Raw genomic sequence first — 23313 nt, forward strand, 5'->3', positions numbered from 1 at the left:
GTGATGACACCGGTGTTGGCGTTGATGGCCAGGCCGGCCGGCAGGCCGCTGGCCGAGTAGGACAGCGGGGCCGTCCCGCCCGAGGCCTTGATCTGGAGGCCGACCGCGCCGCCCACCGCGGTGGACTGGTCGCCGGGGCTGGCGACGGTGACGGCGGCGCCGGCCGGCTTGGTGAGCAGGCAGCCGGGCACGGTGAGGTCGACGGCCCGGGAGGAGTTCAGGCAGGTGGTGAACCAGTAGGTCTCCTCACCGTAACTCTGGCCCTTGAAGGCCTTGGTGGAGCCGTCGGCGGCGACCTCGCACGGGTTGTCGAGGGTGCACATCTCGCCGTTGTCGTTACCGGTGTTGTTGATGCCGACGATCCGCCCGCTCGCGGAGTCGATGATCGGCGAACCGGAGGTGCCGTGCGTGGTGTTGCAGCCGGAGCTGTAGCGCAGCGAGTCGTGCCAGGTCCACTGGTCCTCGCGCAGGGTGGGCACGAACCCGTTGACGGAGCAGTTCCAGACCTGCTTCCAGTACGAGGACGGGATGTACATCGAGGAGCCGTCGGCCGGGTGGGTGTCGCTGACGGTCAGCGCGGTGGCACCGTACTTGGAGCTGATCGACGCGAAGGTGTCGGTGAGGCGGTAGAGGGTGACGTCGGTGCCGGTCATCGTCGCGTAGATCACCTGGTCGGCCTGGACGGTGCCGAGGGCGTTGCCCGCGCCGTCCAGCAGGGTGCCGCTGCGGCTGGCGGCGACGTTCTGGATGACCTGGCCGTACGGGGGCATGGTGGGCAGGCAGTGCCCGTTGGTGAGCATCATGGCCCGGTCGCCGGCCACCGAGGCGGGGAAGCGGACCAGCGAGGCCGAGCAGTCGTCGAGGGCGATGGTCGACGTGAGGTCGGCGGCCTGGACGGCGTGCGCGGGGGCGGCGGCGAAGACCAGCCCGCTCGCGACGACCGCGCCGGTACCGGCCATCGCGACAAGTCTCTTGAACATGGCTCTCCTTGTGGGGGATCGCGGGCGACCCGACTGGTCGTCGGGGCCCGCGCCCGCACGAAAGTGCCATGGTCACCTCAAGAGGTCAACGGTTCCTGCACAACTCGCCACTGTCAGGCCCCTGTTGTGCCATGAAACGGCAATATCCTGTCCTGGTATGCCCGTTACGAGCGAACTCGCCGAACGCTACGGCTGCGGGAAGGAGTTCGGATCCACATCGTTGGTCTTGGCGTTGCCATCGGCCACCGGCTGCAGGGTGATCGACCAGGACGTCGTGGTGCGACCGGTCTCGAACGGGAAAGTGTCCTCGAACTTGGTGAAGGCGCAGCTCTGCGTGAAGGCCTTGGTCGAGGTGTCCCAGTCCACGCCCTCGGAGACGTAGACGTCGTACGTCCCGTCCTCGACCCCCGCGATGGAGGCCTTCTGTCCCTTGGCCACGAACACCGAGTGCACCGTCCTGCCGCTCAACACGAGCGAGACGACCGCATCCGACTTGCTGCCGTTGTCGACCTTGAACTCGCCCTCACCGCGCCGCTTTCCGGAGCTGACCATCGTGCCGTTGTCCAACGAACGGGTCTGCTCCTTGGGCAGTTGGGGGACGGTGAGGCTCGCCGAGTAGCCGGCCGCGGTCAGCTTGGTGAGGACCTCCGACACCGATGCCAGCCCCTGGGAGGCGCCCAACCTGGCCTCGGCCGAACTCAGTGCGCAGACGTCCCTGGCCTTGATGTCACCACGAACCGTGGCGGCGTCCTCATCGAGCACGCTCAGTGCGTTCGCCAGGTCGTGCCTGGACCCGGTGACCGCCGCCGGGGCGTCCGCGATGTTCAGCGCCCTGGAGGCGTCGTGCGCGGAGGTGTGCAGGTCGGCGAGCACGGTGTCGAAGTCGCTCAGGTTCTTGACACCGGGGATCCGGGCGAGCGCGGCGTTGACCGGATCGATGTTCTGGGTGAGGACCGGACCGAACGGCGCCGCGCTGGAGGGCGCGGCCGTCGAACCACCCCCGCCGCTCGTGCACGCCGCGAGCAGCACGGCCGAACCGACCGCCAGCACGGCCTTCCCGACGGACCTCATGACCCCACCCCCGGTAACCCCCGGCACACCTACCGTGTGCACGCCCCGCGCCATGGTGCCGAGTACGAACCACCACGGTCAACCCGATCCACGACGATCACCCGAAGGGGCCGTTCCGGCCCTCCCGTCGGGGTCAACTACGATCGGGCCCGTGCTCAGTCTCACCGGACTCCCCCTCCAGATCATCGCCTCGGTCCTCGCGATCGTCGTCTTCGTCGCCACCATGTGGTTCTGGCCGAAGTTCGGCGGGAAGGGCTGGAAGTCCTGGCTGGGCCGGATCGGGGCCTTCCTGGCCACCCAGCTGGCGGTGCTGGCCGCCATGGGCCTGATCGCCAACAGCTACTTCGGCTTCTACAGCTCCTGGACCGACCTGCTCGGCACCAGCGGCGGGCTCGGCACCGTCGTCGACCACCAGCCCAACGCCTCCGGCGTGCGGGTCACCGGCGAGCAGAAGTTCTACTCCTCGCAGGGCTCGGAGCCGGACCGCTCCGGGCAGATCCAGAAGGTCGACGTCAAAGGAGCCGGCACCGGCCTGAGCACCGAGGCCTACGTCTACCTGCCGCCGCAGTACTTCCAGCCGGACTACGCCAAGCAGCGCTTCCCGATGGCCGTCGTCCTCACCGGCTACCCGGGCACCCCGGAGAAGCTGATCTCGCTGATGCAGTACCCGGCATCCACCCTGGACGCCATCGAGCAGAAGAAGCTGCCCCCGACCATCCTGGTGATGACCCGCCCCACCCTCGTCGACAACCGCGACACCGAGTGCGTCGACGTGCCGAACGGCCCCCAGGTCGAGACCTTCTTCACCACCGACCTGCCCAAGGCGCTCGCCACCACCTACCGGATCGGCACCGACCCGGCCAACCGCGCCGTGATCGGCAACTCCACCGGCGGCTACTGCGCGCTCAAGTTCGCCCTGCGCAAGCCCGACTCCTACCCGGCCGCGATCGCGCTCTCCGGCTACTACAGCGCGGCCCACGACGCGACCACCGGCGACCTGTTCGGCGGCGACGACAAGCTCAAGCAGGAGAACGACCTGCTGTGGCGGCTGAAGAACCAGCCGGCCGCCCCGGTCTCGCTGCTGCTGACCACCGCGTACGACGAGAACAACTACGGCGAGACCAAGGACATGGTCGCCGCCTTCAAGGCCCCCACCAAGATGTCCACCATCACCCTGGACACCGCCGGCCACAACTTCCACACCTGGACCCGGGAGATCCCCCCGGCTCTGGAGTGGCTGGGCAAGCACATCACCATGCCGCCGGCCGCCGCCTGAACCCCTCCGGCGAGGCTCCGACCGGCCCTCCGACCCGTCCTGCGACCGATTCTCCGGGGGCCCACCGCACGCACGTCCGACGGGAGCCGCCCGAACCCGCCCCCGAACGGGTGAGGGACGGGAGGAAGCGGGCAGATCACACCCGTCTCACAGCCGTATCTCACGGTTCTCTCAGCCACGCCACGCACGGTATGGCCCATGACCACGAGCAGCTACTCCCCTCCGGCCGGCGAACCGTGGCCCGAGGCCGCGAACTACCCGCCGCCGGAGGCGCCCCAGCCGGGCGCCGACCGGCCGGCCCCGGCGCCGCTCTTCCCCGAGCAGCCCCTGCCGCCCGTCGGCCCCAAGGGCCCGGCCTCCTGGTCCGGACGGCTGCGCACCCTGCCGGCCCGCGCCTGGCGCGGCCGCGCGGACGACCCGCGCTGGGTGCGCCCGGCCCTGCTGGCGCTGATGGCCGCGACCGTCGTGCTCTACCTGTGGGGCCTGGGCGCCTCCGGCTGGGCCAACGCCTTCTACTCCGCCGCCGTCCAGGCCGGCAGCCAGAGCTGGAAGGCCTTCTTCTTCGGCTCCTCCGACGCCGGCAACTTCATCACCGTCGACAAGCCCCCGGCCTCGCTGTGGCCGATGGCGCTGTCGGTGCGGCTGTTCGGCCTCTCCTCGTGGTCGATCCTGGCCCCGCAGGCGCTGATGGGCGCCACCACCGTGGGCGTGCTGTACGCGACGGTGCGCCGCCGCTTCTCCCCGCTCGGCGGCCTGCTGGCCGGCGCCGCGCTGGCGCTCACCCCGGTCGCCGCGCTGATGTTCCGCTTCAACAACCCGGACGCGCTGCTGGTGCTGCTGCTCACCCTGTCCGCGTACGGGATGGTGCGGTCGATCGAGACCGCGAGCACCCGGTGGCTGATGTTCACCGGGGCGATGTTCGGCTTCGCCTTCCTCACCAAGACGCTGGCGGCGTTCCTGATCCTGCCCGCCTTCGCGGTGATCTACCTGGTCGTGGCGCCCACCGGCTTCTGGCGGCGGGTGCGGCAGATGCTGCTCGCGGGCGTGGCGCTGGCGGTCTCCGGCGGCTGGTGGGTCGCCGTCGTCGAGCTGCTGCCGGCCTCGGCCCGCCCGTACGTCGGCGGCTCCCAGGACAACGACTTCCTCTCGCTGACCTTCGGCTACAACGGCCTCGGCCGGGTCGACGGCAACGAGCGCGGCAGCGTGGGCGGCGGCGGCCGGATGCCGGCCGGGCTCGACCTGCCGGCCGGCGCCGGGCACAACCGGGGCTGGGGCCAGACCGGCATCACCCGGCTGTTCGGCAGCGACATCGGCGGACAGATCGCCTGGCTGCTGCCGGCCGCGCTGATCCTGCTGGTGGTCGGCCTGTGGGCGACCCGCCGCTACGCCCGTCCGGACACCGCCCGCGCGGCCTTCCTGGTCTGGGGCGGCTGGCTGGTCTCCACCGCGCTGATCTTCAGCTTCATGTCCGGGATCTTCCACCAGTACTACACGGTGGCGCTGGCGCCGGCCGTCGCGGCACTGGTCGGCATGGGCGTGGACGGGCTGTGGCGGGCGCGGCACCGGCTGCCGTACGCGCTGCTGCTGGCGGGCGTGCTCGCGGTGACGGCCGGGTGGGCGTTCGTCCTGCTCGGGCGCAGCTCGGACTTCCTGCCCTGGCTGCGCTGGGTGGTGCTGGTCGGCGGGCTGGCGGCGGCGGCCGCGCTGGTCGCCGGGCAGTTCGCGGGCAAGGCCTCCGGACGCCTCGGCGCGCGGATCGCCTCGGTGGCGGGCCTGGTCGGCCTGGCGGCGGCCTTCGGCGGCCCGGCCGCGTACGCGGTGGACACCGTGGGCACCGCGCACAACGGGTCGATCATCACCGCCGGGCCGTCCGTGAAGGGCGCGGGCTTCGGGCCCGGGGGCTTCGGACGCAAGGGCGGCAAGGGCGGTCAGGGCGGCCAGGGGTTCCCGGGCGCCATGGGCAACGGCCGGTTCGGCCAGGGCGGTCAGGGTGGCCAAGGTGGTCAGGGCTTCCCGGGCGGCCAGGGCGGGTTCCCCGGCGGCATGGGCGGCTCCAACGGGCAGGGTGGTCAGGGCGGCCACGGCGAGCACGGCGAGCGCGGCTTCCCGGGCGGCTCCGGCCGGGGCTCCGACGGGACCGCCCCCGGCGGCCGCCACGAGCGCGGCTCGACCGGCTCGGCGGGCTCCGGCGGCGCCACGGGCGTGCCCGGCTTCCCCGGTTTCCCCGGCGGCCAGGGCGCGGAGGGCGCGGGCGGCTTCGGCGGCGGCATGGGCGGCCTGCTCGGCGGCACCAAGGTGAGCTCCGAGGCGGCGGCGCTGCTCTCGCAGGACGCCGGCCAGTACACCTGGGCGGCCGCCACCACCGGTTCGCAGAACGCCGCGAGCTACCAACTCGCCACCGGCAAGCCGGTGATGGCCCTCGGCGGCTTCAACGGCACGGACCCCTCGCTCAGCCTGGCGGGCTTCCAGAAGTACGTCGAGCAGGGCAAGGTGCACTGGTTCATCGCCGGCGGCTCGCACCGCGGCTTCGGCGGCGGGGCGAACGGCGAGGGCGACGAGGGCGGCCAGCAGAACGAGGCGGCGCAGATCGAGGCCTGGGTGACCAGCCACTTCACCGCCAAGACGGTCGGCGGCGCCACCTTCTACGACCTGACAGCCCCGACGTCCTGATCAGAACCGCCTGATCGGAACCCCCTGATCAGAACCTCCTGATCCGGACCTCCCGGTCCCGAGGCCAGGGCTCCCGGAACCCCTGATCCGGGAGCCCCGCACCGGGGGTCCGGGCTCCGGGAATCCCTGGCCCCGGAGCCCGAACTCCCCTGGGGGCGTGCCGCGTTCGCGCGGCACGCCCCCTTCGCGTCGTCGGCCCGCCGAGCCCGGTCCACCGTCCGGCCCGCAGCCCGGCCCACGGCTCAGTCCGAGGCGCAGTGCGTCCCCTCGGCCGGCAGCACGCCGTCCACCAGGAACGCGGCCGCGGCGTCGCGCACGCAGCCGCTGCGGCCCCAGGAGATGTGCCCGTCGCCGTCGCGGGTGAGCAGCACGCCGTGCTGCAGTCCGGCCGCCATCCGCTGCGCCCACGGGTAGGGGGTGACCGGGTCCTCCGTCCCGCCGATCACCAGGATCGGGGCGCTGCCGGGCGCCGTCACGGTGTGCGGCCGCTCGGTGGAGCGGTACGGCCAGGGGCGGCAGTCCGGGTCGAGCAGGGTGACCCGGGTGTCGTGCCGGCTGGTGAGCGGGGCCCGGACGGCGAGTTCGGCGAGCGCGGCGCGCAGGTCGGCGTCGCTCGGGGCGAGCGGGGCGTCGGCGCAGTGGATGGCCGCGTAGGCGTCCGCGGAGGTGTCGTAGTGGCCGTCCTCGTCGCGGCCGGTGGTGCCGTCGGCGAGCTTGAGCAGTTCGTCGGCCTCGCCGCGGGCGAGCGCCGGGTCGAGGGCGGCGCGCAGCCGGGGCCAGTTGTAGTGGCCCTCGGAGAGCCCGTCGATGACGCCGGCCCAGGCGAGGGCGGCGGTGACCCGGCGGCCGTCGGAGGCGGTCAGCGGGTGGTCCTTGAGGCCGTCGAGGAAGTCGGCCAGCCGTCCGGGGGCGGTGTCCGGGTCGTCGCCGAGCGGGCAGGAGGCGCCGTCGGCGGCGCAGCCGGCCGCGTAGGCGCGGAAGGCGGCCTCGGTGGCGACGGCCTGTTCGCCGTTGAGGTGCATCAGGTCGGTGCTGCGTTCGACGGCGCCGTCGAGGACGAGCCGGCCGGTGCGGTCGGGGAACTCCTCGGCGTAGAGGACGCCGAGGTAGGTGCCGTAGGACATCCCGTAGAAGTCGAGCTTGCGTTCGCCGAGGGCGCCGCGCAGCACGTCCATGTCGCGGGCGGTGTCGCGGGTGCCGACGTGCGGGAGCACGTCGGCGTACTTGGCCTCGCAGGCGTCGGCGAGGACCCGGCCGTGGTCGTAGGCCGGGTCGTCGGTGGCGGTCCACTGTTCGCGGGTGCGGTCGTCCAGGCAGGTGACCGGGACGGTGCCGCCGGAGGCGCGCGGGTCGAAGCCGACCAGGTCGAAGCGGTCGCGCAGCGGGCCCTGGTTGCCCTGCCAGCGCCGGGCCAGCCGGACGCCCGAGATGCCGGGCCCGCCGGGGTTGAGCAGCAGGGAGCCGACCCGGTGCGCGGGGTCGGCGGCGGGCACCCGGAGGACCGGGACGTCGATGTCGCGGCCGCCGGGGGCGGCGTAGTCGAGCGGGACCTTGAGGGTGGCGCACTGGAGGACCGGCTCGTCCGGGTCGGCGCCGGGTTCCGGCTCGCCGTCGCACGGGGTCCAGCCGAGCTGCTGGTCGTAGTAGGTCCGCAGGGCCGGGGAGGTGTCGGCGGAGACCCGTTCGGCGAGCGGCGGGCGGCTGGCCGGACCGCCCGCGGATTGCGCGTCGCCGGGGCCGGAGCAGCCGACGGGCAGGGCGAGCAGGAGGGCGGCGAGGGCGGGCAGGGCGCGTCGCGGCAGGCGGGGGGTCATCGGGGACACCGCCCACGAATACCATCCGACGCCCTGCCGGGGCACCTCCGCCCACCCGTCCTTGGCACGACCTTGTCGCGGCCCCGGCCCTGCTGCCGCCCCTGGCGGCTCAGCGGTGAACCGTTTCCTCAGCCGCTCCCTCAGCCGCTTCCTCAGCCGCCGCACTGCTGCAGCATGGCCTTCTTGTCCGCCTCGGTGACCGGCAGCTGGTACTTCAGCGAGACCTGGGCGAAGCGCACCGCGTAGGAACAGCGGATCTCGGTGTTGGCGGGCAGCCAGGCGGCCGGTCCGGAGTCGCCCTTGGAGGCGTTCTGCGAGCCGTCGGCGGGGATCAGGTTGAGCGGGTCGTTGGCGATCTGGACCCGCTTGGTCCGGTCCCACTTGGCGGCGCCCATCTGCCAGTCGTACGACAGCGGCATCACATGGTCGATCTGGATCTTCGACGCCTGCTGCTTGGTCCACTGGACGGTCTTGCCGGTGTACGGGTCGTGGATGGTCATCGCGGTGACCACGCAGTCCGAGCCGTCCTTGCGCTCGACGCCGCTGCCGTCCCGGGCGAGCAGGTCGTTGCGGGTGTCGCACTTGTTGCCGCCGAACGGGACGCCCTCGACGCTGTCCGTCCAGGCGGGGCCGAACTCGTTGCGGTCGTAGCCGTCCTTGCCGCCGGTCGGCGCGGTGGCGACCTTGGCGATGAGGTCGCGGCCGGCCTTCTGCTCCTCGGGGGTGGTCAGCGGCGCCAGGCCGGGCTTGGTGCCGTCCGGGTTCTGCAGCGGGCTGGTGCCGACACCGGCACTGGGGGTCGAGGCGTGGTCACGGCCTTCGATCAGCCAGCCGACCAGCGCGAGCACGGCTATCAGGAACACGGTGGCGGCGGATATCCAGGTACGGCGGGCGGGCACGCAGAACTCCCGAGGTCAGGGGCGGGTTGACGGCGCACCAGCAGACCAGTCGCCCCAAGAGCGGGTCAAGCCGACGCCACGGGAAGGCCAAGGAGCATGTCGAAGCTCACACTCCGCCAGAACCCGGCCACCGGCCCGCGCACCCCGCGCCACCCCTGCCCGGCCGCCCGACCGCCGGCCGCTCGGCCGCTCAGTCGCCAGCCCCTCCGCTCAGCCGCCGATCGCCGACATCGGCCGCTCCGGCCGGACGAACTCCGCGCTGCCGATGGCGTGTCCGGGCCCCTTGCCGTGGACGGCGGCCCGCCAGGCCGCCTCGATCCGCCCGTCGTCCGCGCCGCCGCGCAGCAGGGCGCGCAGGTCCGACTCCTCGGTGGCGAACAGGCAGTTGCGCAACTGCCCGTCGGCGGTCAGCCGGACCCGGTCGCAGCCGCCGCAGAACGGGCGGGTGACGGAGGCGATCACACCGATCACGGTGTCCGTCCCGGCGATCCGCCACTCCTCCGCCGGGGCGTTGCCGCTGCGCCCGACCGGCACCAGGTCGAAGCGCTCGCCCAGCCGCGCCAGCACCTCCTGGGCCGTCACCATCGCGGCCCGGTCCCAACTCCCCTGCGCGTCCAGCGGCATGGACTCGATGAAGCGCATCCGGTAGCCGTGCTCGACCGCGAAGGACGCCAACTCCGGTATCTCGTCCTCGTTCACACCGCGCACCGGCACCGCGTTGACCTTCACCGGGTCCAGCCCGGCCGCCTTGGCGGCGGCCAGCCCGGCGAACACGTCGCCGATCCGGTCCCGCCGGGTGAGCGCCGCGAAGCGGTCCGCGCGCAGGGTGTCCAGGCTGACGTTCACCCGGCCCAGCCCGGCCTCCCGCAACGCAACGGCCGTGCGTGCCAGGCCGATCCCGTTGGTGGTGAGCGACAGCTCCACCCCCGTCGCGGCCAACCGCCCGACCAGGCCCGGCAGTCCACGCCGCAGCAGCGGCTCCCCGCCGGTCAGCCGTACCGAGCGCACCCCCAGCCGCTCGACCGCGATCCGCACCAGCCGCACCACCTCGTCGTCGTCGAGGGTGTCCGCGCGGGGCAGCCAGTCCAGGCCCTCGGCCGGCATGCAGTAGGTGCAGCGCAGGTTGCAGCGGTCGGTCAGGGAGACCCGAAGATCGGTGTGGACCCGTCCGAAGCGGTCCACCAGCGGGCGCGGTGCGGTGTTCATCGCCCCAGTACAGGGGCAGCGGCGCCGCGGGACCAGCGGCCGAACCGCCGGGGAGCGCCCGCGACCAGCGCCTTCGCCTTGTGGATTCGTACAACCGCGGACCGGCTGCGCGACCCGGCCCGGAGCGGGCAGGCTGGGCCCATGCAGAACGCGAACGGCCCGGCCCCGGCGGACGGGCGACCGGCCCGGCCGGCCCCGCCGCAGCCCCGGCCCGCCCCCGCCCCGGTCCCCGCCCTGGTCCTCGCCGCCGGGGGCGGACGCCGGCTCGGCGGACGGCCCAAGGCCCTGCTCCGGTACGCGGGCCGACCGCTGGTGGAGCACGCGGTGGCCACCGTACGGTCCGGCGGCTGCCCGGACGTCACGGTCGTCCTGGGCGCGGAGCGCGCGCGGGTCCGCGCCACCGCGCACCTGCCGGGCTGCCGGCTGATCGCCAACCCGGACTGGGCGGAGGGCATGGGCTCCTCGCTGCGGGCCGGACTGGCCGCGCTGCCGCCGCGGTCCCCGGCGGTGCTGGTGATGCTGGTGGACACCCCGGGCGTCACCCCGGCCGCGGTGGCCCGGCTGCTGGCCGCGCACCGGGCCGGCGCCGAGCTGGCCGCGGCGGCCTACCACGGGCGGCGCGGACACCCGGTGCTGATCGGCGCACGGCACTTCGCCGAGGCCGCCCGGGGGGCCGCCGGCGACGCCGGGGCCCGCACCCTGCTGGCGGCGCACGCCGGGGAGCTGGTCCTGGTGGAGTGCGCGGACGTCGCCGTCCCGGACGACCTGGACACCCCCGCCGACCTGGCCCGCTGGTCCGCCGGCTGACCCCACCCGGCACCCCTTCCGCCCCCTGGGGCGTGTCTGACAATTCCCGCCGGGCGCGCGACGCCGGGGCACGCACCTCGCCGCGTTGTCGTCGGTCGCCGATGCTCCGCATGGACTCCCTCCTCCGCCTTGCGATGCACGCACCCCGACGCCGCGCGCTGATCCGACGCGAATTGTCAGACACCCCCTGGGCCCCCGCCTCCCCCGTACGCCGACCTCGCCCTCCACCGTGCGCCGACCTCACCCTCCGCCCTCCGCCGACCGCACATCATCCCCGGGAACGGTCGGGCCTCCCCCTGCCCGGGGGGCGACCCCTGATCCGTCCCTGAGGATTGCCCCATTCCGCGCCCAGAGCCGGACGTTTCGGGGAGCATGGGAACCAAACACCCACCCGACACCGACGGACGGAGCCCGCGATGGCAGGACTGCCCGACGACTTCACCGGACACGACCCCGCGCGGCCAGGCCCGGGGACGGGCGGTGGCGCCCGGGCGATCCGCTGCCCCGCCTGCCGCCGTGAGCACCTCTACGAACCGCCGTCGCTGCCCTGCCCGTGCGGCGCCTCGCTGAAGGTGCCGCTGCTGCGCGGCGGGGTCCCGGTGCAGGTGCGGTTCCGCTCCTGGGAGGACTCCTGGCTGAGCATGCGCTGCCCGCATTGCGGCCGCTCCGACCAGTGGCCGCAGCCCGAGTTCACCTGCAACTGCGGCGCCACCGTCCGCCTCCCGGTGGACCGCACCACCCGGCTGGGCACCGGCACCGCCGGTCCGCTCGCCGCCCCCGGCCCGCAGTCCACCCGCCCGTACCCGGCCCACCCGGTGAACGCCCCGGTGCCCACCCCGCCCGCACCGCCCGGAGCCCCGGCCGGCCGGCCCCGCCCGTTCCGCCACCGCACCCCGTTCCGCCCCCACCCGGTGCGCACCTCGCAGGACGCGGTGTTCACCGCCGCCCGCTACCTGGAGTGGCTCGGCTTCGACGACCTGGAACTGACCGAGGCCCAGGAGCGCGACGGCGTCACCCTGTTGGGCAGCCGGATGGTCGCCCAGGTGGACACCTGGACCGAGCCCGCCGACGTGAAGTCGGTCGAGTGCCTGTGGCTGCAGACCCTGCACGCCGAGGAGATGGCCGCCGCGATGTTCACCCTGGCCGGGTACTCCCACCAGGCCACCGTGCGCGGCGAACAACTGCTGGTCGCCCTGTTCAGCCTGGACCTGGCCGGAGTGCCGCAGCCCGCCAACGGCGCCGCCGAGGCCCTGATGGAGACCGGCTGGACCTCCTGACCGCCGACCGGACTCCGCCGGATCGTTTCCTCCGTCCGCCTTGGCTCGTCTCCTCCGCCCCGCTAGATCATTTCCTTCGACCCCTCTAGATCATTTCCTCCGGAAAAGCAACAACCTCCGCTCGTGATCTGGTGCACAAGCTCACCCCCGTGTTGAATTGCCGCCACAGCGCGGGCCTTTCGCCCTGCCGTCGTGGTGCCGTTGCGCTGCCGTCGTGCCGCGAACGGTCCGGGGCGGCCGGGCTCCAGGGCAGGTCCGCGTCCGGCTGGATGGCGCACACAAGGAGGTGGCGTTGTCAGAGCACGGATGGAGCCCGAGCGGCCCGGACGGGCGGGGGCGGGCGGCAGCGGAGGAACCGGGCGACACCGTGTGGCGGCTGCGGTCCCGGGGGTGCTGGCAGGAGGCCGCCGAACTGCTCCGCCCGGTCGCCGAACACGACCCGGTCGTGGCCCTCGCACGAGCCGAACTCCTCATCGAACAGTGCCTGTTCACCGCCGCGCACTGGACCCAGGCGGAACAGGCGCTCCGACTGGCCGAAGCCCTCGCGGAGGGCACCGAACAGCGCGCGGCGGCGGCCTGCGCGCGCGGCTTCCTCGCCTACCTGGCCAGCGTGCTCGGCCCGCGCGACCGCCTCGACGAGGCGCAGGCCGCGCTCGGCCGCACCTCGGCGCTGCTGCCGCCGGACGCACCGGGCCGCCCGCTGCTGGACTTCCGGCGCGGACTGGTCGCCGAGAACCTGCTGCGCGACCGCAGCGCCGCCTGGATCGCCTACCGCCGGGCGCACGAGGGCGCCGGGGAACGCGGGGACGAACTGCTGCGCTCCTACACCTGGCGACACCTGGCCGCGCTGGCACTGGCCCGCGGCGACCACGGCAACGCCCGGGAGGGCTTCGACGCCTCGCTGCGGCTGCGCGAGCAACTCGGTTTCACGGTGGGGGTGGCGCCGGCGCTCGCGGCGCTCGCCGAGGTGTCCGAGCCCGCCGAGGCCGCGCGGTTGCGCGCCGAGGCGGCCCGGTTGGTGCACGCCCTGGGCGGGGTGCCGGTGTGGCTCGCACGCCAGTTGGGGCGCGCGCCGGGGCCTCCCCCGGACGGACGCATCGCCCGCGAACCCCGGGGGACAATCAGCTAAGGTGAGGCTTACCTGTCCGGAGCGAGCAGCGCTCCGGACAGGTTCGCCTTGCTGTTCCCCGGGCACCGCCGTGCCCCGGTCCGGCCGGGCCCGGCGCGGTCACGGCCGGGGCCGTCGGGCGGTCGGCCGGCGGCCCCGGTCGACCCGATGGGGCCCGCCCATGACCGCGAGCAGCACCCGGCCCGGCCCCGCGCCGTGCGCCCCCCGCACCACCGAGGCACACGCCCCCGCAGGGCCACCGGCCCCCAGCACTCCCACCGCCCCCGACACGCCCCCGTACCACCGGCTGACCGCACTGGCCCCGCTGCTGAGCGTGCACTGCGCCCCGCCCCGACGGGGCGACGGCTGGCTGCCGCTCGCCGAACTCGCCGCCGACCCGGCCGCGGTGCGCGACCTGGTCGCCCACGACGCCCGGCAGGGCCTGGCCCGGTACGGGCAGCCGCTGCGCCCGGACGTGGCGGCGGGCTTCGGGCTGCACCGGCTGGTCTGGCCGGTCTCGTTGCTGTTCACCGTGCCGTGGTTCCTGGAGCGGCGCGTCCCGCTGCTCGGGCCCGGCGACGTGTCGGTGCGCCGCGGTCCCGCCTCGATGGAGCTGACGGTGCGCCCGGCGGCCTTCGTCTGCCTCCCGGACGACCCGGCGGCCGGCCAGGCGGCCGTTCCGGGGGCGGACCCGGCGGCCGTTCCGGGGGCGGACCCGACCACCACCCCGCCGGTGGCCGCCCGCACCGCGCCGGACGGGGCGGCACTGGCGGCCGAACTGCGTTGCGCGCTGGGCGAGTTCCTCACCCCGCTGCTGGCCGCCTTCGGCCCCGCGGTGCGCCGCGGCCCCCGGGTGCTGTGGGCGATGGCCACCGACGCGGTGGTGGAGGGGCTCTGCTACGCGGGCGAACTGTTCGGGGAGCAGGAGCGGGCGCGCGCCGAACTGTCCGCGCTGCTCGCGCCCACGACTCCGACCCCCGGACCAGCGCGCACGCCCGGCGCGGACCCGACGCCCGCTCCCGCCCCGGCCCCCTTCACCCCGGGCGCCGGCTTCGCGCCCCCGGCGCCCGGCCGCAGCGGTGCTTCGAGTACGGACCGGACCCGGGCCAGCTGTTGCCTCGTCTACACCGTCGAACCTGCGGACATGTGCGGCGGCTGCCCCCGCGTCACGCGACGTTGACGAAAATCCGTCCGATTACGGATTCGAAAAGCCCGTGATTCCGGGAATATCCCACGCTGAATTCGTATGACCATGTGATTGGCGAGGGGTCAGAAATCCCTCTCCTCAGCGCATTGACGACGAATCCGCCATTCGCCCGCCGAGCATCCGCCATGATGGTCCCCGCCATCACGGCGCAGGAACGCGACGCAGAAAGCGAGGCTGGTTCCGGCAATGAAATTGTCCGACATACCGCTCGGCTGGGCCGTCACCGGGGTTGCGGGGCTGCTGGTCAGCGCACTCCTGGTGGCCCTGGCCCGAAGCCGGGGATCCGCCGCCGGGGCGGATTCCTGGGAGCGTTCCGAGGAACGGCGTCGCAACAAGGAATCCCTGTACGGCGCCGCCTCCTACACACTGCTGTTCTGCTGCGCCGGGGTCGCGGCCGCGCTCTCCTTCCACGGGCTGGTCGGCTTCGGCGTGCAGAACCTCGGCCTGTCCGGCGGCTGGGAGTACCTCGTCCCGTTCGGGCTCGACGGCGCCGCGATGTTCTGCTCGGTGCTCGCCGTCCGCGAGGCCAGCCACGGCGACGCGGCGCTCGGCTCCCGGCTGCTGGTCTGGCTCTTCGCCGGCGCCTCGGCCTGGTTCAACTGGGTGCACGCCCCGCGCGGCTTCGGCCACGCCGGCGCCCCGCAGTTCTTCTCCGGCATGTCGCTGTCCGCCGCGATCCTGTTCGACCGCGCGCTCAAGCAGACCCGCCGGGCCGCGCTGCGCGAGCAGGGCCTGGTGCCCCGTCCGCTGCCGCAGATCCGCATCGTCCGCTGGCTGCGCGCCCCGCGCGAGACCTACGCGGCCTGGTCGCTGATGCTCCTGGAGGGCGTGCGCAGCCTGGACGAGGCCGTCGACGAGGTCCGCGAGGACAAGCGGGAGCGTGCCATGGAGAAGGAGCGCCGCAGACTGGCCGGCCGCCGCGAGCGGGCCGAGATCCGGGCGATCAACCGGAGCAGCAGCCACTGGCGCGGACGCGGCGGCGCCGCACGGCAGTTGGAGGCGGCCGGCTCGGAGTCCGCGATAACCGGCGGGCCCTCGGGCTCCCCCGAGACCGGCCCGCGGGAGGTCCCCGGCACCGCCGAGGCCGGCCCGCGCGAGGTCTCCGGCGCGCCCGAGGCCGGCCCGCGCGAGGTCGGGGCGGCCGAGGCCGGGGCGGCCGAGGGCACCGTCGTCCAGCCGGGCCTGCCGGCCCGTCCGGAGCGGCGCACCATCGACCTCACCGCCGACGAGGACACCGTCACGCTGCCCCGGCTGGACTCGCTGGAGCGCAAACTGAAGGACCTGGAGCAGCAGTTCGGCTGATCCCCGGGTCAGACAGCCCGCTGACCCGGGGCCGGTCGGAACCCGGGGGCCGGTCAGGCCGCGCCGCCGGTCCCGCTGAGCTCGAACCACATCCGCTTGCCGGACCCCCGCGGCTCCACGCCCCAGGCGTCCGCCAGCGCCTCGACGAGCATCAGTCCGCGCCCGGAGGAGGCCTGCTCCCCCGGCGTCCGGCGGGTCGGCCACAGGTCCGACTCGTCCTCCACCTCGACCCGCAGCCGGACCGGGGCGCCGTCCGAGGCCGACTCCCGGTAGAGCCGGGCGGTGAACATGGCGTCCCGGTCGGTGTGCCGGATCGCGTTGGTGACCAGTTCGGAGGAGAGCAGTTCGGCGGTGTCGATGAACTCGGCGACGCCCCAGCGGCGCAACGCGTCGCGCAGTTCGGCGCGCACCTCGGCGACCCGGGCCAGGTCGGCCTGGCCGATCCGGCGGCGCAGCTGCTGGGCGGCCAGCCCGCCCTCCGGGCCGTCCCAGCGCAGCAGGAGCAGCGCTATGTCGTCCTCGCGCTCGTTGGAGTCGGCGGCCTGCGAGGCGATCCGGTCGGCCAGCTCCTCCAGCGGGTCGCGGGCCGCCTCGCCGGGCAGCGGCAGCGGTCGGGCGAGCGAGCGGGTGAGCCGGGCGATGCCCTCGTCCAGGTCCATGCCGCGCGCCTCGACCAGGCCGTCGGTGCACAGCACCACCGTCTCGCCCGGGTCCAGGCTGAACCGGGTGACCCGGTACTCCTGGTCCGGGTAGATGCCCAGCGGCAGCCCGCCGGCCACCGGCACCACGGCCGCGGTGCCGTCCGCGCGGCGCACCACCGGGTCGAGGTGGCCGGCCCGGACCGCGTACACCACGCCGTAGTCCACGTTGACCTCGGCGTAGGTGCAGGTCGCGAAGTGGTCGGTGTCCAGGTCGGCGAGGAAGCGGGAGGCCCGGGCCATCACCGCGGCGGGCGGGTGGCCCTCGGCCGCGTAGGCGCGCAGCGCGATCCGCAGCTGGCCCATGATCCCGGCGGCGTGCACGTCGTGGCCCTGGACGTCGCCGATCACCAGGCCGACGTGCCCGCCGGGCAGCGGCACCACGTCGTACCAGTCGCCGCCGATCTGCAGCCCGGAGCCGGCCGCGAGGTAGCGCACCGCGGTGGTCACCCCGGGGACGGAGGGGACGGTGCGCGGCAGCATCACCCGCTGCAGGCCGGCCGCCAGTTCGTGCTCGGCGTCGTGCAGCCGGGCCCGGGCCAGCGACTGGGCCACCAGCCCGCCCAGGGTGGACAGCAGGGTTCGCTCGTCCGCGTCCAGCTCGCGCTCGTCGTCGAAGCTGACCACGCAGACGCCGATCGCCCGGCCGCTGGCCACCAGCGGCAGGTACGCCCAGGAGCCGCGCCCGGTGCGGCTGGTCCGCTCCCACACGTCCGGGTGGCGGTCGCGGAAGTCCTCGCGGCTGGAGATGAACACCGGGGCGCGGTACCTGAGCGCCTCGGCGGCCGGGTGGCCGGCCGGCAGCACGGCGCGGTCCCAGACCGCGAGCGCCTGCGAGCGGTAGCCGGAGGCGCCGAGGATCCGGGTCCGGCCGGCCTCGAAGGAGGCGAGCACCAGGCCGTCCGGCGGGAGTCCGGGCAGCGGCAGCTCGGTGAACACCCGGGCCACGTCACGGACGGTGACCGCCTCGGAGAGGGCGCGCGCGGCCTCCTTGATGAACCGGGAGCGCTCCTCGCGCAGCAGGGCCATCCGGTCGGCCCGGTCGCGCTTGTGCAGCTCGACGGTGGCGTCCCAGACGAAGCCGACCATCCGGGAGGCCCGGCCGAAGGCGTCCGCGAGCACCCGGCCGCGGAAGCGCACCGCACGCATCGTGCCGTTCGGCCCGACGGTGCGGTAGTAGGCGCCGCACTGGCCCAGTTCGGCGACCGCGCGCTCGACCCGGCGGCGCACCACGGGCGCGTCCTCGGGGTGCAGCAGGGAGAGGAAGGAGGCGGCGGTGCGGTCGAAGCGGCCCAGCTCGGCGGCGTCCAGTCCGATGATCGCGCAGGCCCGCTGATCGCCCTCCAGCACGTCGCGGCGGATGTCCCAGTCGAAGGAGCCGATGCCGTTGGCGGCCATCGCGGGCTCCAGCCAGTCCGGCATGGTGTCGGCAGAGGCGGGCGGCAGTCCGCCGGACAGCACGGGCGCCAGCCGCCCGGAGGCGAGCACGGGGGGCGTGCGCACCGAGTTGCGGCGGGTGGCCTGCGCGGGCGGGCGGGGAGAGCGCGCGGGCGGGCGGGCGGCCGGCGGCTTCGGCGGGGTCGACGGTTGCGGCTCGACGGCGGACGTGCCGGGAGGAAGCGCCGGCCCCGGCGACTCGGGCTCAGTGGGCATGCTGCTCCTGCCGCTGCCGTGGCGGACCGCGCCGACCGTCCGGACGGGCCGCGTGGCGGTGTGATGGGTCGTGCTGGATCGGACGGTGCCGACGGACGGTGGTCAGTCGAGGTTCGGTCTCCCCGCTGCTTCCCGCACGTGGACACACATTTCCACCATCCTGTCCAATGTTCGGCCGAGCGGCAATGGCAACGGGCCGGAAATCTTGCGTTCCGCCTTGCGTTCAGGGCTTGCTTCGGGAACGGATCATTCGATGGCGAACTGTCGTACGGGCGGTGCGAACGGGAGTACCGATGGTGCGAACGGGAGTACCGGTGGCGGTCGACGGGCCCAGGCTACGGGAGGGCGAGTTCGAACCAGGTGACCTTGCCGTCGCCCCGCAGCTGCACGCCCCAGGAGTCGGCGAGCGCCTCCACCAGCAGCAGGCCGCGGCCCGAGGTCGCGTACTCGGCGTCCGGATCGCGCCGCCGCCCGGGCAGCCGGCTCGCGCCGTCCTGCACCTCGATCCGCAACCGGCTGTCCGTGCCGAGCACCGCGTCGAAGACCGCGCCCTTGGAGGTGTGCAGCAGCGCGTTGGTGACCAGCTCGGAGGAGAGCAGCTCGGCGGTGTCGGACAGCTCCGGCACCCCCCAGTGGCTCAGCGCGGTGCGCAGCCGCTGTCGCACCGAGCCCACCGCGACCAGGTCGGCCGGTTCGAGCGTCAGGTGCAGTCTGCGGTGCAGCGCGCACCCCGGGGCCGACGCACCCGGCAGGGCCGTCCCGGTGCTGGCGGCCTGCCCCTGGCCCTGGGCCGGCCCGGACCGGTAGGCGTCGCCCGAACTCGTCCGCTGCCGCGGGAATCGCGACTGACCGTCCATCACCACATGCCCCCGCCCTCGAATCCGGGCCCCCGCCTCCGGATCCCCCGCCGGCCGGGTGGCCCCCTGGTTCTGACCACCCATCCTCATGCCCAGTTGACGGCGTTTGCAACAGTGTGCGTCCGATCACGTGGGGTGAAAGGGGCACGGGGAGGTTCACGTGATCCAACTGCTCGCGCCGGACAGGTTTGCGAAGCGCAGAGGCTGTTTTCGAGACCGCCCCCACCCGATCCCGCGCACACCCGGCGCCCGTACGGACCGTGCGCGGGCCCGCGCGCCCCCGGCCCCGCCCCGCCGTGCGCCCACCCCCGCGACACCCGGCGCCGGGGCGGGACGCCGGGCCCGGCGCTGGACACGATGCCGGGCCCGATGCCGGACACGACGGCGGACACGATGCTGGACACGACGCCCCGGCGCGGGTTCAATGGCCGGTGATGTTTGAACGACGTTCTAACATCACCGTCGGAAGCCCAGCCCCGAGCCGACCCCCCTAGGACCTGACGATGACCACCCCCACGCCCACCTCCCTCGGCTACCGGATGCCCGCCGAGTGGCACCCCCACGACCGCACCTGGATGGCCTTCCCCACCACCAACCCCACCTTCGACACCCCCGAGAACCTGCACGCCGGCCGCGAGGCCTGGGCCGCCGTCGCCAACACCATCGTCCGGTACGAGCCGGTCACCCTGATCGTCAACACCGGCGAGACGGCGGACGCCCGCACGTACGTCGACGAGCAGGTCGAGATCGTCGAACGCCCCCTGGACGACGCCTGGATGCGCGACATCGGCCCGTCCTTCCTGATCGACGGCCAGGGCTCGCTGGCCGCCGCCGACTGGATCTTCAACGGCTGGGGCGCCCAGTCCTGGGCCCGCTGGGACAAGGACCAGCACATCGCCGAGCACATCGGCGAACTCACCGGGGTCCGGCGCTTCGCCTCCCGGCTGATCAACGAGGGCGGCGGCATCCACGTCGACGGCGAAGGCACCGTGCTCGTCACCGAGACCGTCCAGCTCGGCGAGGGCCGCAACGCCGACTGGACCAAGGAGGAGGTGGAGGCCGAGCTGCACGCCCACCTCGGCACCACCAAGGCCATCTGGCTGCCGCGCGGACTCACCCGCGACTACGACGAGTTCGGCACCCGCGGCCACATCGACATCGTCGCCTCCTTCGTCCGCCCCGGCGTCGTGGTCGCCCACGTCCAGCCCGACCCGGCCCACCCGGACCACGCCGTCTGCCAGGAGCTCGTCGCCGTCCTGCGCGCCGCCACCGACGCCCGCGGCCGCCGCCTGGAGGTCATCGAACTGCCCGCCCCCACCGTCCTGTTCGACGAGGACGGCGAGCCGGTCGACTACTCCTACATCAACCACTACGTGGCCAACGGCGTCGTCGTGCTCTGCGCCTTCGACGACCCGCGCGACCAGCAGGCCGCCGACCTGCTCGGCGAGGCCTACCCCGGCCGCACCGTCGAACTCGTCGACGCCCGGGGGATCTTCGCCAACGGCGGCGGCATCCACTGCATCACCCAACAGCAGCCCGCCGTCTGATCCTTCTGATCCGTCTGGTCTGCCCGACCCGACCGACCCGACCGATCCGACCGATCCGACCGACCGCGGAGCGGGGGCCCGGCGCCCCCGCTCCGTGCTCCCCCACCGCTCCCCCTCCGCAGAAAACCGGCAGAAAGCAGGCCCATCACCATGGCCGACCCCCGCCCGCGCCGCCCGGCGCGCCCCCGCGAGGAGGTCTACGCCACCGCCCGGGCCGCGATCGCCGAACACGGCCTCGCCAAACTCACCATGGCCGGGCTCGGCAAACAGCTCCGGATGAGCGCCGGACACCTGCTCTACTACTTCGGCAGCAAGGACCAGCTGCTGCTGGAGACCCTCCGCTGGAGCGAGGACCAACTCGGCACCCGCCGCCGCGCCGCCCTCGCCGACCCCGCCCTCGACCCCTGGCAACGCCTCGACGCCTACCTGCGGCTCTACCTGCCCGAAGGCCCGGGCGACCCGCGCTGGATCCTCTGGGTCGAGGTCTGGGGCCGCTCCCCCGCCAGCGCCGAGCTCCGCCAGGGCCAGCAGGAGATCGAGGCCCCCTGGCAGGCCGACCTGGTCACCCTCATCGAACAGGGCACCGCCAGCGGCCACTTCACCCCCGGACCCGCCCCCGCCCGGGCCGCCCGGCTCCGCGCCCTCCTCGACGGCCTCGCCGTCCCCATCGCCATCGGCCTGCCCGGCACCCACCCGCCGACCGCCCTCGGCCACGCCACCGCGGTCGCCGTCCTCCTCCTCCGCACCCCCTGAGCGGCTCCCTCACCCCACCCGGCCGGCGGCCCAGTGGGGGCCGACACCCTTGACCCGCTGGAGCACCGGCGCCGTCTCCAGGCTCTGGATCCCGTCGATGGCGCTCAACCGCCCCGTCAGGTACCGGTGCAGCTCCGCCGGGCTGTCGCACAGCGCCTTGGCCATCAGGTTCGTCCGACCGGTGGTCGCGAACACCGCCGCCAGCTCCGGATGCCCGGCCATCGCCCGGGCCACCCCGTCGAGGCGGTCCGGCGCCACCGCGAGCCACAGCAGCGCCTGCGCGGACACCCCGAGCACCGTCGAGGACAGGTCCACGTCGAAGAACAGCGCCCCGTCGGCGCGCAGTCCGGCCAGCCTGCGCGCCACTGTGGCCTGCGAGAGCCCGGTCGACGAGGCCAGCTCGGCGTACGAGGCCCGGCCGTCCCGCCCGAGCGCGGCGACCAACGCCGACTCGGCCCCGACCAGCGGGCGCGGCGCGGTCGACGGAAACGGCTCGGCACCGGGCACGCCGTCCGAGGGCCGGATCAGCTCGCACTGCCGCTCGTCGAGTCCGTGCAGCCGCCCCGGCCAGGCCGTCGGGCCGCCCAGGTACGTGTGCAGCAGGCAGTACGCGCTCACCGCGGTGATCCCCGCCTTGCGCGGGAGGTCGTGCAGCAGCAGCGACGGGCTCGACTCACCCGCACCAGGGGTCGTCAGCACCGCGCTCACCTCCGTGCCACCCGAGATCAGCTGGACCCACGACGTGTCGGGCCGCCGTGCCAGCGCCTCGGCCAGGTTCCGGGTCGCCGCCGGAGCGGTCGTCAACCGGACCATCCACTGACTCCCGCCCACCCGCTCGGGCACCGGCAGGCCGACGACCCGGAGTCCCGCCTCGGCGCGCAGCCGGCGGTACCTGCGCGCGATCGTCTGCTCCGAGCTGCCGAGGGCCTCCGCGACGCGGCTGAACGGGACCCTTCCGTCGAGGTGCAGGGCATGGACCAGACCCTGGTCGAGGGCATCGAGTTCGATCATTTCCCCACTCCGGCCCGCCTGGATGGAGGATTCCCTCCATCTCCATCCGTACAGCAGAACTTTCCGCCGTCCCGGGCGCAGGGTATCCGCATGACCGAGACACCACGCACCACCTCCCGCGAAGTCCGACTGGTCGCCCGACCGACCGGACTGCCGGGCCCCGAGCACTTCACCCTCATCACCACGCCCCGGCCGGTGCCCGCAGCCGGGGAGGTACTCGTCCGCAACCGCTTCTTCCTGATCGCGAGCTCGCTGCGGATGATGATCAGCGAAGGCGCCGAGGACGTGCCCGGGGTGCCCTTCCCGGCGCTGCGCCCCGGCGACACCCTCGGCGCGACCACGCTCGGCGAGGTGGTCCTCGCCCCCGCCGACAGCGGCCTGACCCCCGGCGACCTCCTGGTCCACCGCCGAGGCTGGCGCGAGTACGCGGCCGTCCCGGTGGCGGACTGCGAGCGGCTCGACGCCGGACCGGCCGACCCGGTCGAGGCGGCGCTGGGCCACGGCTGGACCGCCTACGCCGCGCTGACCCGCGCCCTTCGGGTCGAGCCCGGCGACACCGTCTTCATCACCGGCGCCTCCGGGGCCATCGGCTCGATGGCCGGCCAGATCGCCCGCCGCCTCGGCGCCGGACGCGTCGTCGGCAGCGCCGGCTCCGCGGCCAAGGCCGAGCGGCTGGTCGAGGAGTTCGGATACGACGCGGTGGTGGTGCGCGGCGCCGGTCCCGTCGTCGAGCAACTCGCCGCGGCCGCGCCGGACGGGATCGACAAGTGCCTCGACCTCGTCGGGGGCGAGCAGTTGAGCGCGGCCGTGGCGGTCGCGAACCACGGTGCGCGGATCGCCGTGATGGGTTCGCTCTCCGGCCAGCTCGCGGCCACCGGCACCGGACGCACCGCGCCGGTGTCCCTGGACTCGGTCCAACTGCTGCTCAAGCGGATCACGTTGGTGGGCTACAGCGCGGACGACGACCCGCAGGCGCAGCCCGAATGGGCACGGACCTACCGCGAGTGGCGCGAGGCGGGCCTGATCTCGTTCCCGCACCAGCGGATCGCGGGGATCGAGAACGCCGTACAGGCGCAACTGGACACCGCCGCCGGCCGGTACCTGGGGGCGGTGGTCGTGGCGCTGTGAGCGGGCCCGGGCATCCCCACCGGTTCGGCGCGCACGCCCGGCTCCGGCT

At 74.2% G+C, this 23313-nt stretch carries 18 protein-coding genes; 10 read left to right on the forward strand and 8 right to left on the reverse strand.

The window, feature by feature from the left end; genetic code table 11:
• Window positions 1-980 (reverse strand): S1 family peptidase (locus tag ABTZ03_RS21425; protein WP_350514629.1); only part of this gene is annotated, 980 nt, incomplete at its 3' end.
• A 186-nt stretch (window positions 981-1166) separates the two neighbouring features.
• On the reverse strand, window positions 1167-2051 hold the full coding sequence (locus tag ABTZ03_RS21430; RefSeq protein WP_350514630.1) for a hypothetical protein: 885 nt from the start codon (window positions 2049-2051) through the stop codon (window positions 1167-1169).
• Between the two features lie 151 nt (window positions 2052-2202).
• Here ABTZ03_RS21430 and ABTZ03_RS21435 point away from each other — a divergent pair, with 151 nt between their 5' ends.
• On the forward strand, window positions 2203-3327 hold the full coding sequence (locus ABTZ03_RS21435) for an alpha/beta hydrolase (RefSeq protein WP_350514631.1): 1125 nt from the start codon (window positions 2203-2205) through the stop codon (window positions 3325-3327).
• Window positions 3328-3525: 198 nt separating this feature from the next.
• Window positions 3526-5997: a glycosyltransferase family 39 protein gene (locus ABTZ03_RS21440; protein WP_350514632.1), complete on the forward strand. Its 2472-nt coding sequence runs from the start codon at window positions 3526-3528 to the stop codon at window positions 5995-5997.
• 242 nt (window positions 5998-6239) lie between these two features.
• Here the strand turns inward: ABTZ03_RS21440 and ABTZ03_RS21445 are convergent, their stop codons facing one another.
• From ABTZ03_RS21445 to moaA, 3 genes are all read right to left on the reverse strand, one after another.
• Complete coding sequence (locus ABTZ03_RS21445; RefSeq protein ID WP_350514633.1) at window positions 6240-7811, reverse strand: alpha/beta hydrolase; 1572 nt, start codon at window positions 7809-7811, stop codon at window positions 6240-6242.
• 152 nt (window positions 7812-7963) lie between these two features.
• Window positions 7964-8659: an HNH endonuclease family protein gene (locus ABTZ03_RS21450; protein WP_350514740.1), complete on the reverse strand. Its 696-nt coding sequence runs from the start codon at window positions 8657-8659 to the stop codon at window positions 7964-7966.
• 261 nt (window positions 8660-8920) lie between these two features.
• Window positions 8921-9916, reverse strand: coding sequence for a GTP 3',8-cyclase MoaA (gene moaA, locus ABTZ03_RS21455; RefSeq protein WP_350514634.1), 996 nt, complete (start codon window positions 9914-9916; stop codon window positions 8921-8923).
• 141 nt (window positions 9917-10057) lie between these two features.
• On the opposite strand from moaA, the gene ABTZ03_RS21460 reads away from it, so the two are divergent.
• The 5 genes from ABTZ03_RS21460 to ABTZ03_RS21480 all read left to right on the forward strand — a co-directional run bounded on the left by ABTZ03_RS21460 (window position 10058) and on the right by ABTZ03_RS21480 (window position 15617).
• On the forward strand, window positions 10058-10723 hold the full coding sequence (locus ABTZ03_RS21460; protein WP_502894535.1) for a nucleotidyltransferase family protein: 666 nt from the start codon (window positions 10058-10060) through the stop codon (window positions 10721-10723).
• Between the two features lie 416 nt (window positions 10724-11139).
• Window positions 11140-12000 (forward strand): hypothetical protein, encoded by an 861-nt coding sequence (locus ABTZ03_RS21465; RefSeq protein WP_350514635.1) that lies wholly within the window; start codon window positions 11140-11142, stop codon window positions 11998-12000.
• A gap of 292 nt (window positions 12001-12292) precedes the next feature.
• The gene (locus ABTZ03_RS21470; protein ID WP_502894536.1) at window positions 12293-13129 is read left to right on the forward strand and encodes a hypothetical protein; all 837 of its coding nucleotides are present in this window, start codon (window positions 12293-12295) and stop codon (window positions 13127-13129) included.
• 160 nt (window positions 13130-13289) lie between these two features.
• Window positions 13290-14288: a (2Fe-2S)-binding protein gene (locus ABTZ03_RS21475; protein WP_350514636.1), complete on the forward strand. Its 999-nt coding sequence runs from the start codon at window positions 13290-13292 to the stop codon at window positions 14286-14288.
• A 213-nt stretch (window positions 14289-14501) separates the two neighbouring features.
• Window positions 14502-15617: a DUF2637 domain-containing protein gene (locus ABTZ03_RS21480; protein WP_350514637.1), complete on the forward strand. Its 1116-nt coding sequence runs from the start codon at window positions 14502-14504 to the stop codon at window positions 15615-15617.
• Window positions 15618-15670: 53 nt separating this feature from the next.
• On the opposite strand, the gene ABTZ03_RS21485 is transcribed toward ABTZ03_RS21480, so the two are convergent.
• Entirely contained in the window at window positions 15671-17968 is a 2298-nt protein-coding gene (locus ABTZ03_RS21485) for a SpoIIE family protein phosphatase (RefSeq protein ID WP_350514638.1), read from the reverse strand.
• Window positions 17969-18303: 335 nt separating this feature from the next.
• On the reverse strand, window positions 18304-18825 hold the full coding sequence (locus ABTZ03_RS21490) for an ATP-binding protein (RefSeq protein WP_350514639.1): 522 nt from the start codon (window positions 18823-18825) through the stop codon (window positions 18304-18306).
• Between the two features lie 503 nt (window positions 18826-19328).
• On the opposite strand from ABTZ03_RS21490, the gene ABTZ03_RS21495 reads away from it, so the two are divergent.
• Both ABTZ03_RS21495 and ABTZ03_RS21500 read left to right on the forward strand, forming a co-directional pair.
• A complete protein-coding gene (locus ABTZ03_RS21495; protein WP_350514640.1) occupies window positions 19329-20372 on the forward strand; it encodes an agmatine deiminase family protein in 1044 nt (347 codons plus the stop codon).
• A gap of 150 nt (window positions 20373-20522) precedes the next feature.
• Window positions 20523-21125 (forward strand): TetR/AcrR family transcriptional regulator, encoded by a 603-nt coding sequence (locus ABTZ03_RS21500; protein ID WP_350514641.1) that lies wholly within the window; start codon window positions 20523-20525, stop codon window positions 21123-21125.
• 9 nt (window positions 21126-21134) lie between these two features.
• Here the strand turns inward: ABTZ03_RS21500 and ABTZ03_RS21505 are convergent, their stop codons facing one another.
• Window positions 21135-22136, reverse strand: a complete 1002-nt coding sequence (locus ABTZ03_RS21505; RefSeq protein ID WP_350514642.1) for an Lrp/AsnC family transcriptional regulator — start codon at window positions 22134-22136, stop codon at window positions 21135-21137.
• Between the two features lie 90 nt (window positions 22137-22226).
• Between ABTZ03_RS21505 and ABTZ03_RS21510 the strand changes: the two genes are divergently transcribed.
• Window positions 22227-23264, forward strand: a complete 1038-nt coding sequence (locus tag ABTZ03_RS21510) for an MDR family NADP-dependent oxidoreductase (RefSeq protein WP_350514643.1) — start codon at window positions 22227-22229, stop codon at window positions 23262-23264.
• Window positions 23265-23313 lie beyond the last annotated feature (49 nt).

The organism is Kitasatospora sp. NPDC096077, from assembly GCF_040303245.1.
Lineage (GTDB): Bacteria > Actinomycetota > Actinomycetes > Streptomycetales > Streptomycetaceae > Kitasatospora.

Excerpts from the sequence above, each read along its gene's own strand:
- ABTZ03_RS21430 (WP_350514630.1), bottom strand. The coding sequence starts at position 2,051 with ATGAGGTCCGTCGGGAAGGCCGTGCTGGCGGTCGGTTCGGCCGTGCTG.
- ABTZ03_RS21440 (WP_350514632.1), top strand. The coding sequence starts at position 3,526 with ATGACCACGAGCAGCTACTCCCCTCCGGCCGGCGAACCGTGGCCCGAG.
- ABTZ03_RS21445 (WP_350514633.1), bottom strand. The coding sequence starts at position 7,811 with ATGACCCCCCGCCTGCCGCGACGCGCCCTGCCCGCCCTCGCCGCCCTC.
- moaA (WP_350514634.1), bottom strand. The coding sequence starts at position 9,916 with ATGAACACCGCACCGCGCCCGCTGGTGGACCGCTTCGGACGGGTCCAC.
- ABTZ03_RS21460 (WP_502894535.1), top strand. The coding sequence starts at position 10,058 with ATGCAGAACGCGAACGGCCCGGCCCCGGCGGACGGGCGACCGGCCCGG.
- ABTZ03_RS21465 (WP_350514635.1), top strand. The coding sequence starts at position 11,140 with ATGGCAGGACTGCCCGACGACTTCACCGGACACGACCCCGCGCGGCCA.
- ABTZ03_RS21475 (WP_350514636.1), top strand. The coding sequence starts at position 13,290 with ATGACCGCGAGCAGCACCCGGCCCGGCCCCGCGCCGTGCGCCCCCCGC.
- ABTZ03_RS21480 (WP_350514637.1), top strand. The coding sequence starts at position 14,502 with ATGAAATTGTCCGACATACCGCTCGGCTGGGCCGTCACCGGGGTTGCG.
- ABTZ03_RS21485 (WP_350514638.1), bottom strand. The coding sequence starts at position 17,968 with ATGCCCACTGAGCCCGAGTCGCCGGGGCCGGCGCTTCCTCCCGGCACG.
- ABTZ03_RS21490 (WP_350514639.1), bottom strand. The coding sequence starts at position 18,825 with ATGGACGGTCAGTCGCGATTCCCGCGGCAGCGGACGAGTTCGGGCGAC.
- ABTZ03_RS21495 (WP_350514640.1), top strand. The coding sequence starts at position 19,329 with ATGACCACCCCCACGCCCACCTCCCTCGGCTACCGGATGCCCGCCGAG.
- ABTZ03_RS21500 (WP_350514641.1), top strand. The coding sequence starts at position 20,523 with ATGGCCGACCCCCGCCCGCGCCGCCCGGCGCGCCCCCGCGAGGAGGTC.
- ABTZ03_RS21505 (WP_350514642.1), bottom strand. The coding sequence starts at position 22,136 with ATGATCGAACTCGATGCCCTCGACCAGGGTCTGGTCCATGCCCTGCAC.
- ABTZ03_RS21510 (WP_350514643.1), top strand. The coding sequence starts at position 22,227 with ATGACCGAGACACCACGCACCACCTCCCGCGAAGTCCGACTGGTCGCC.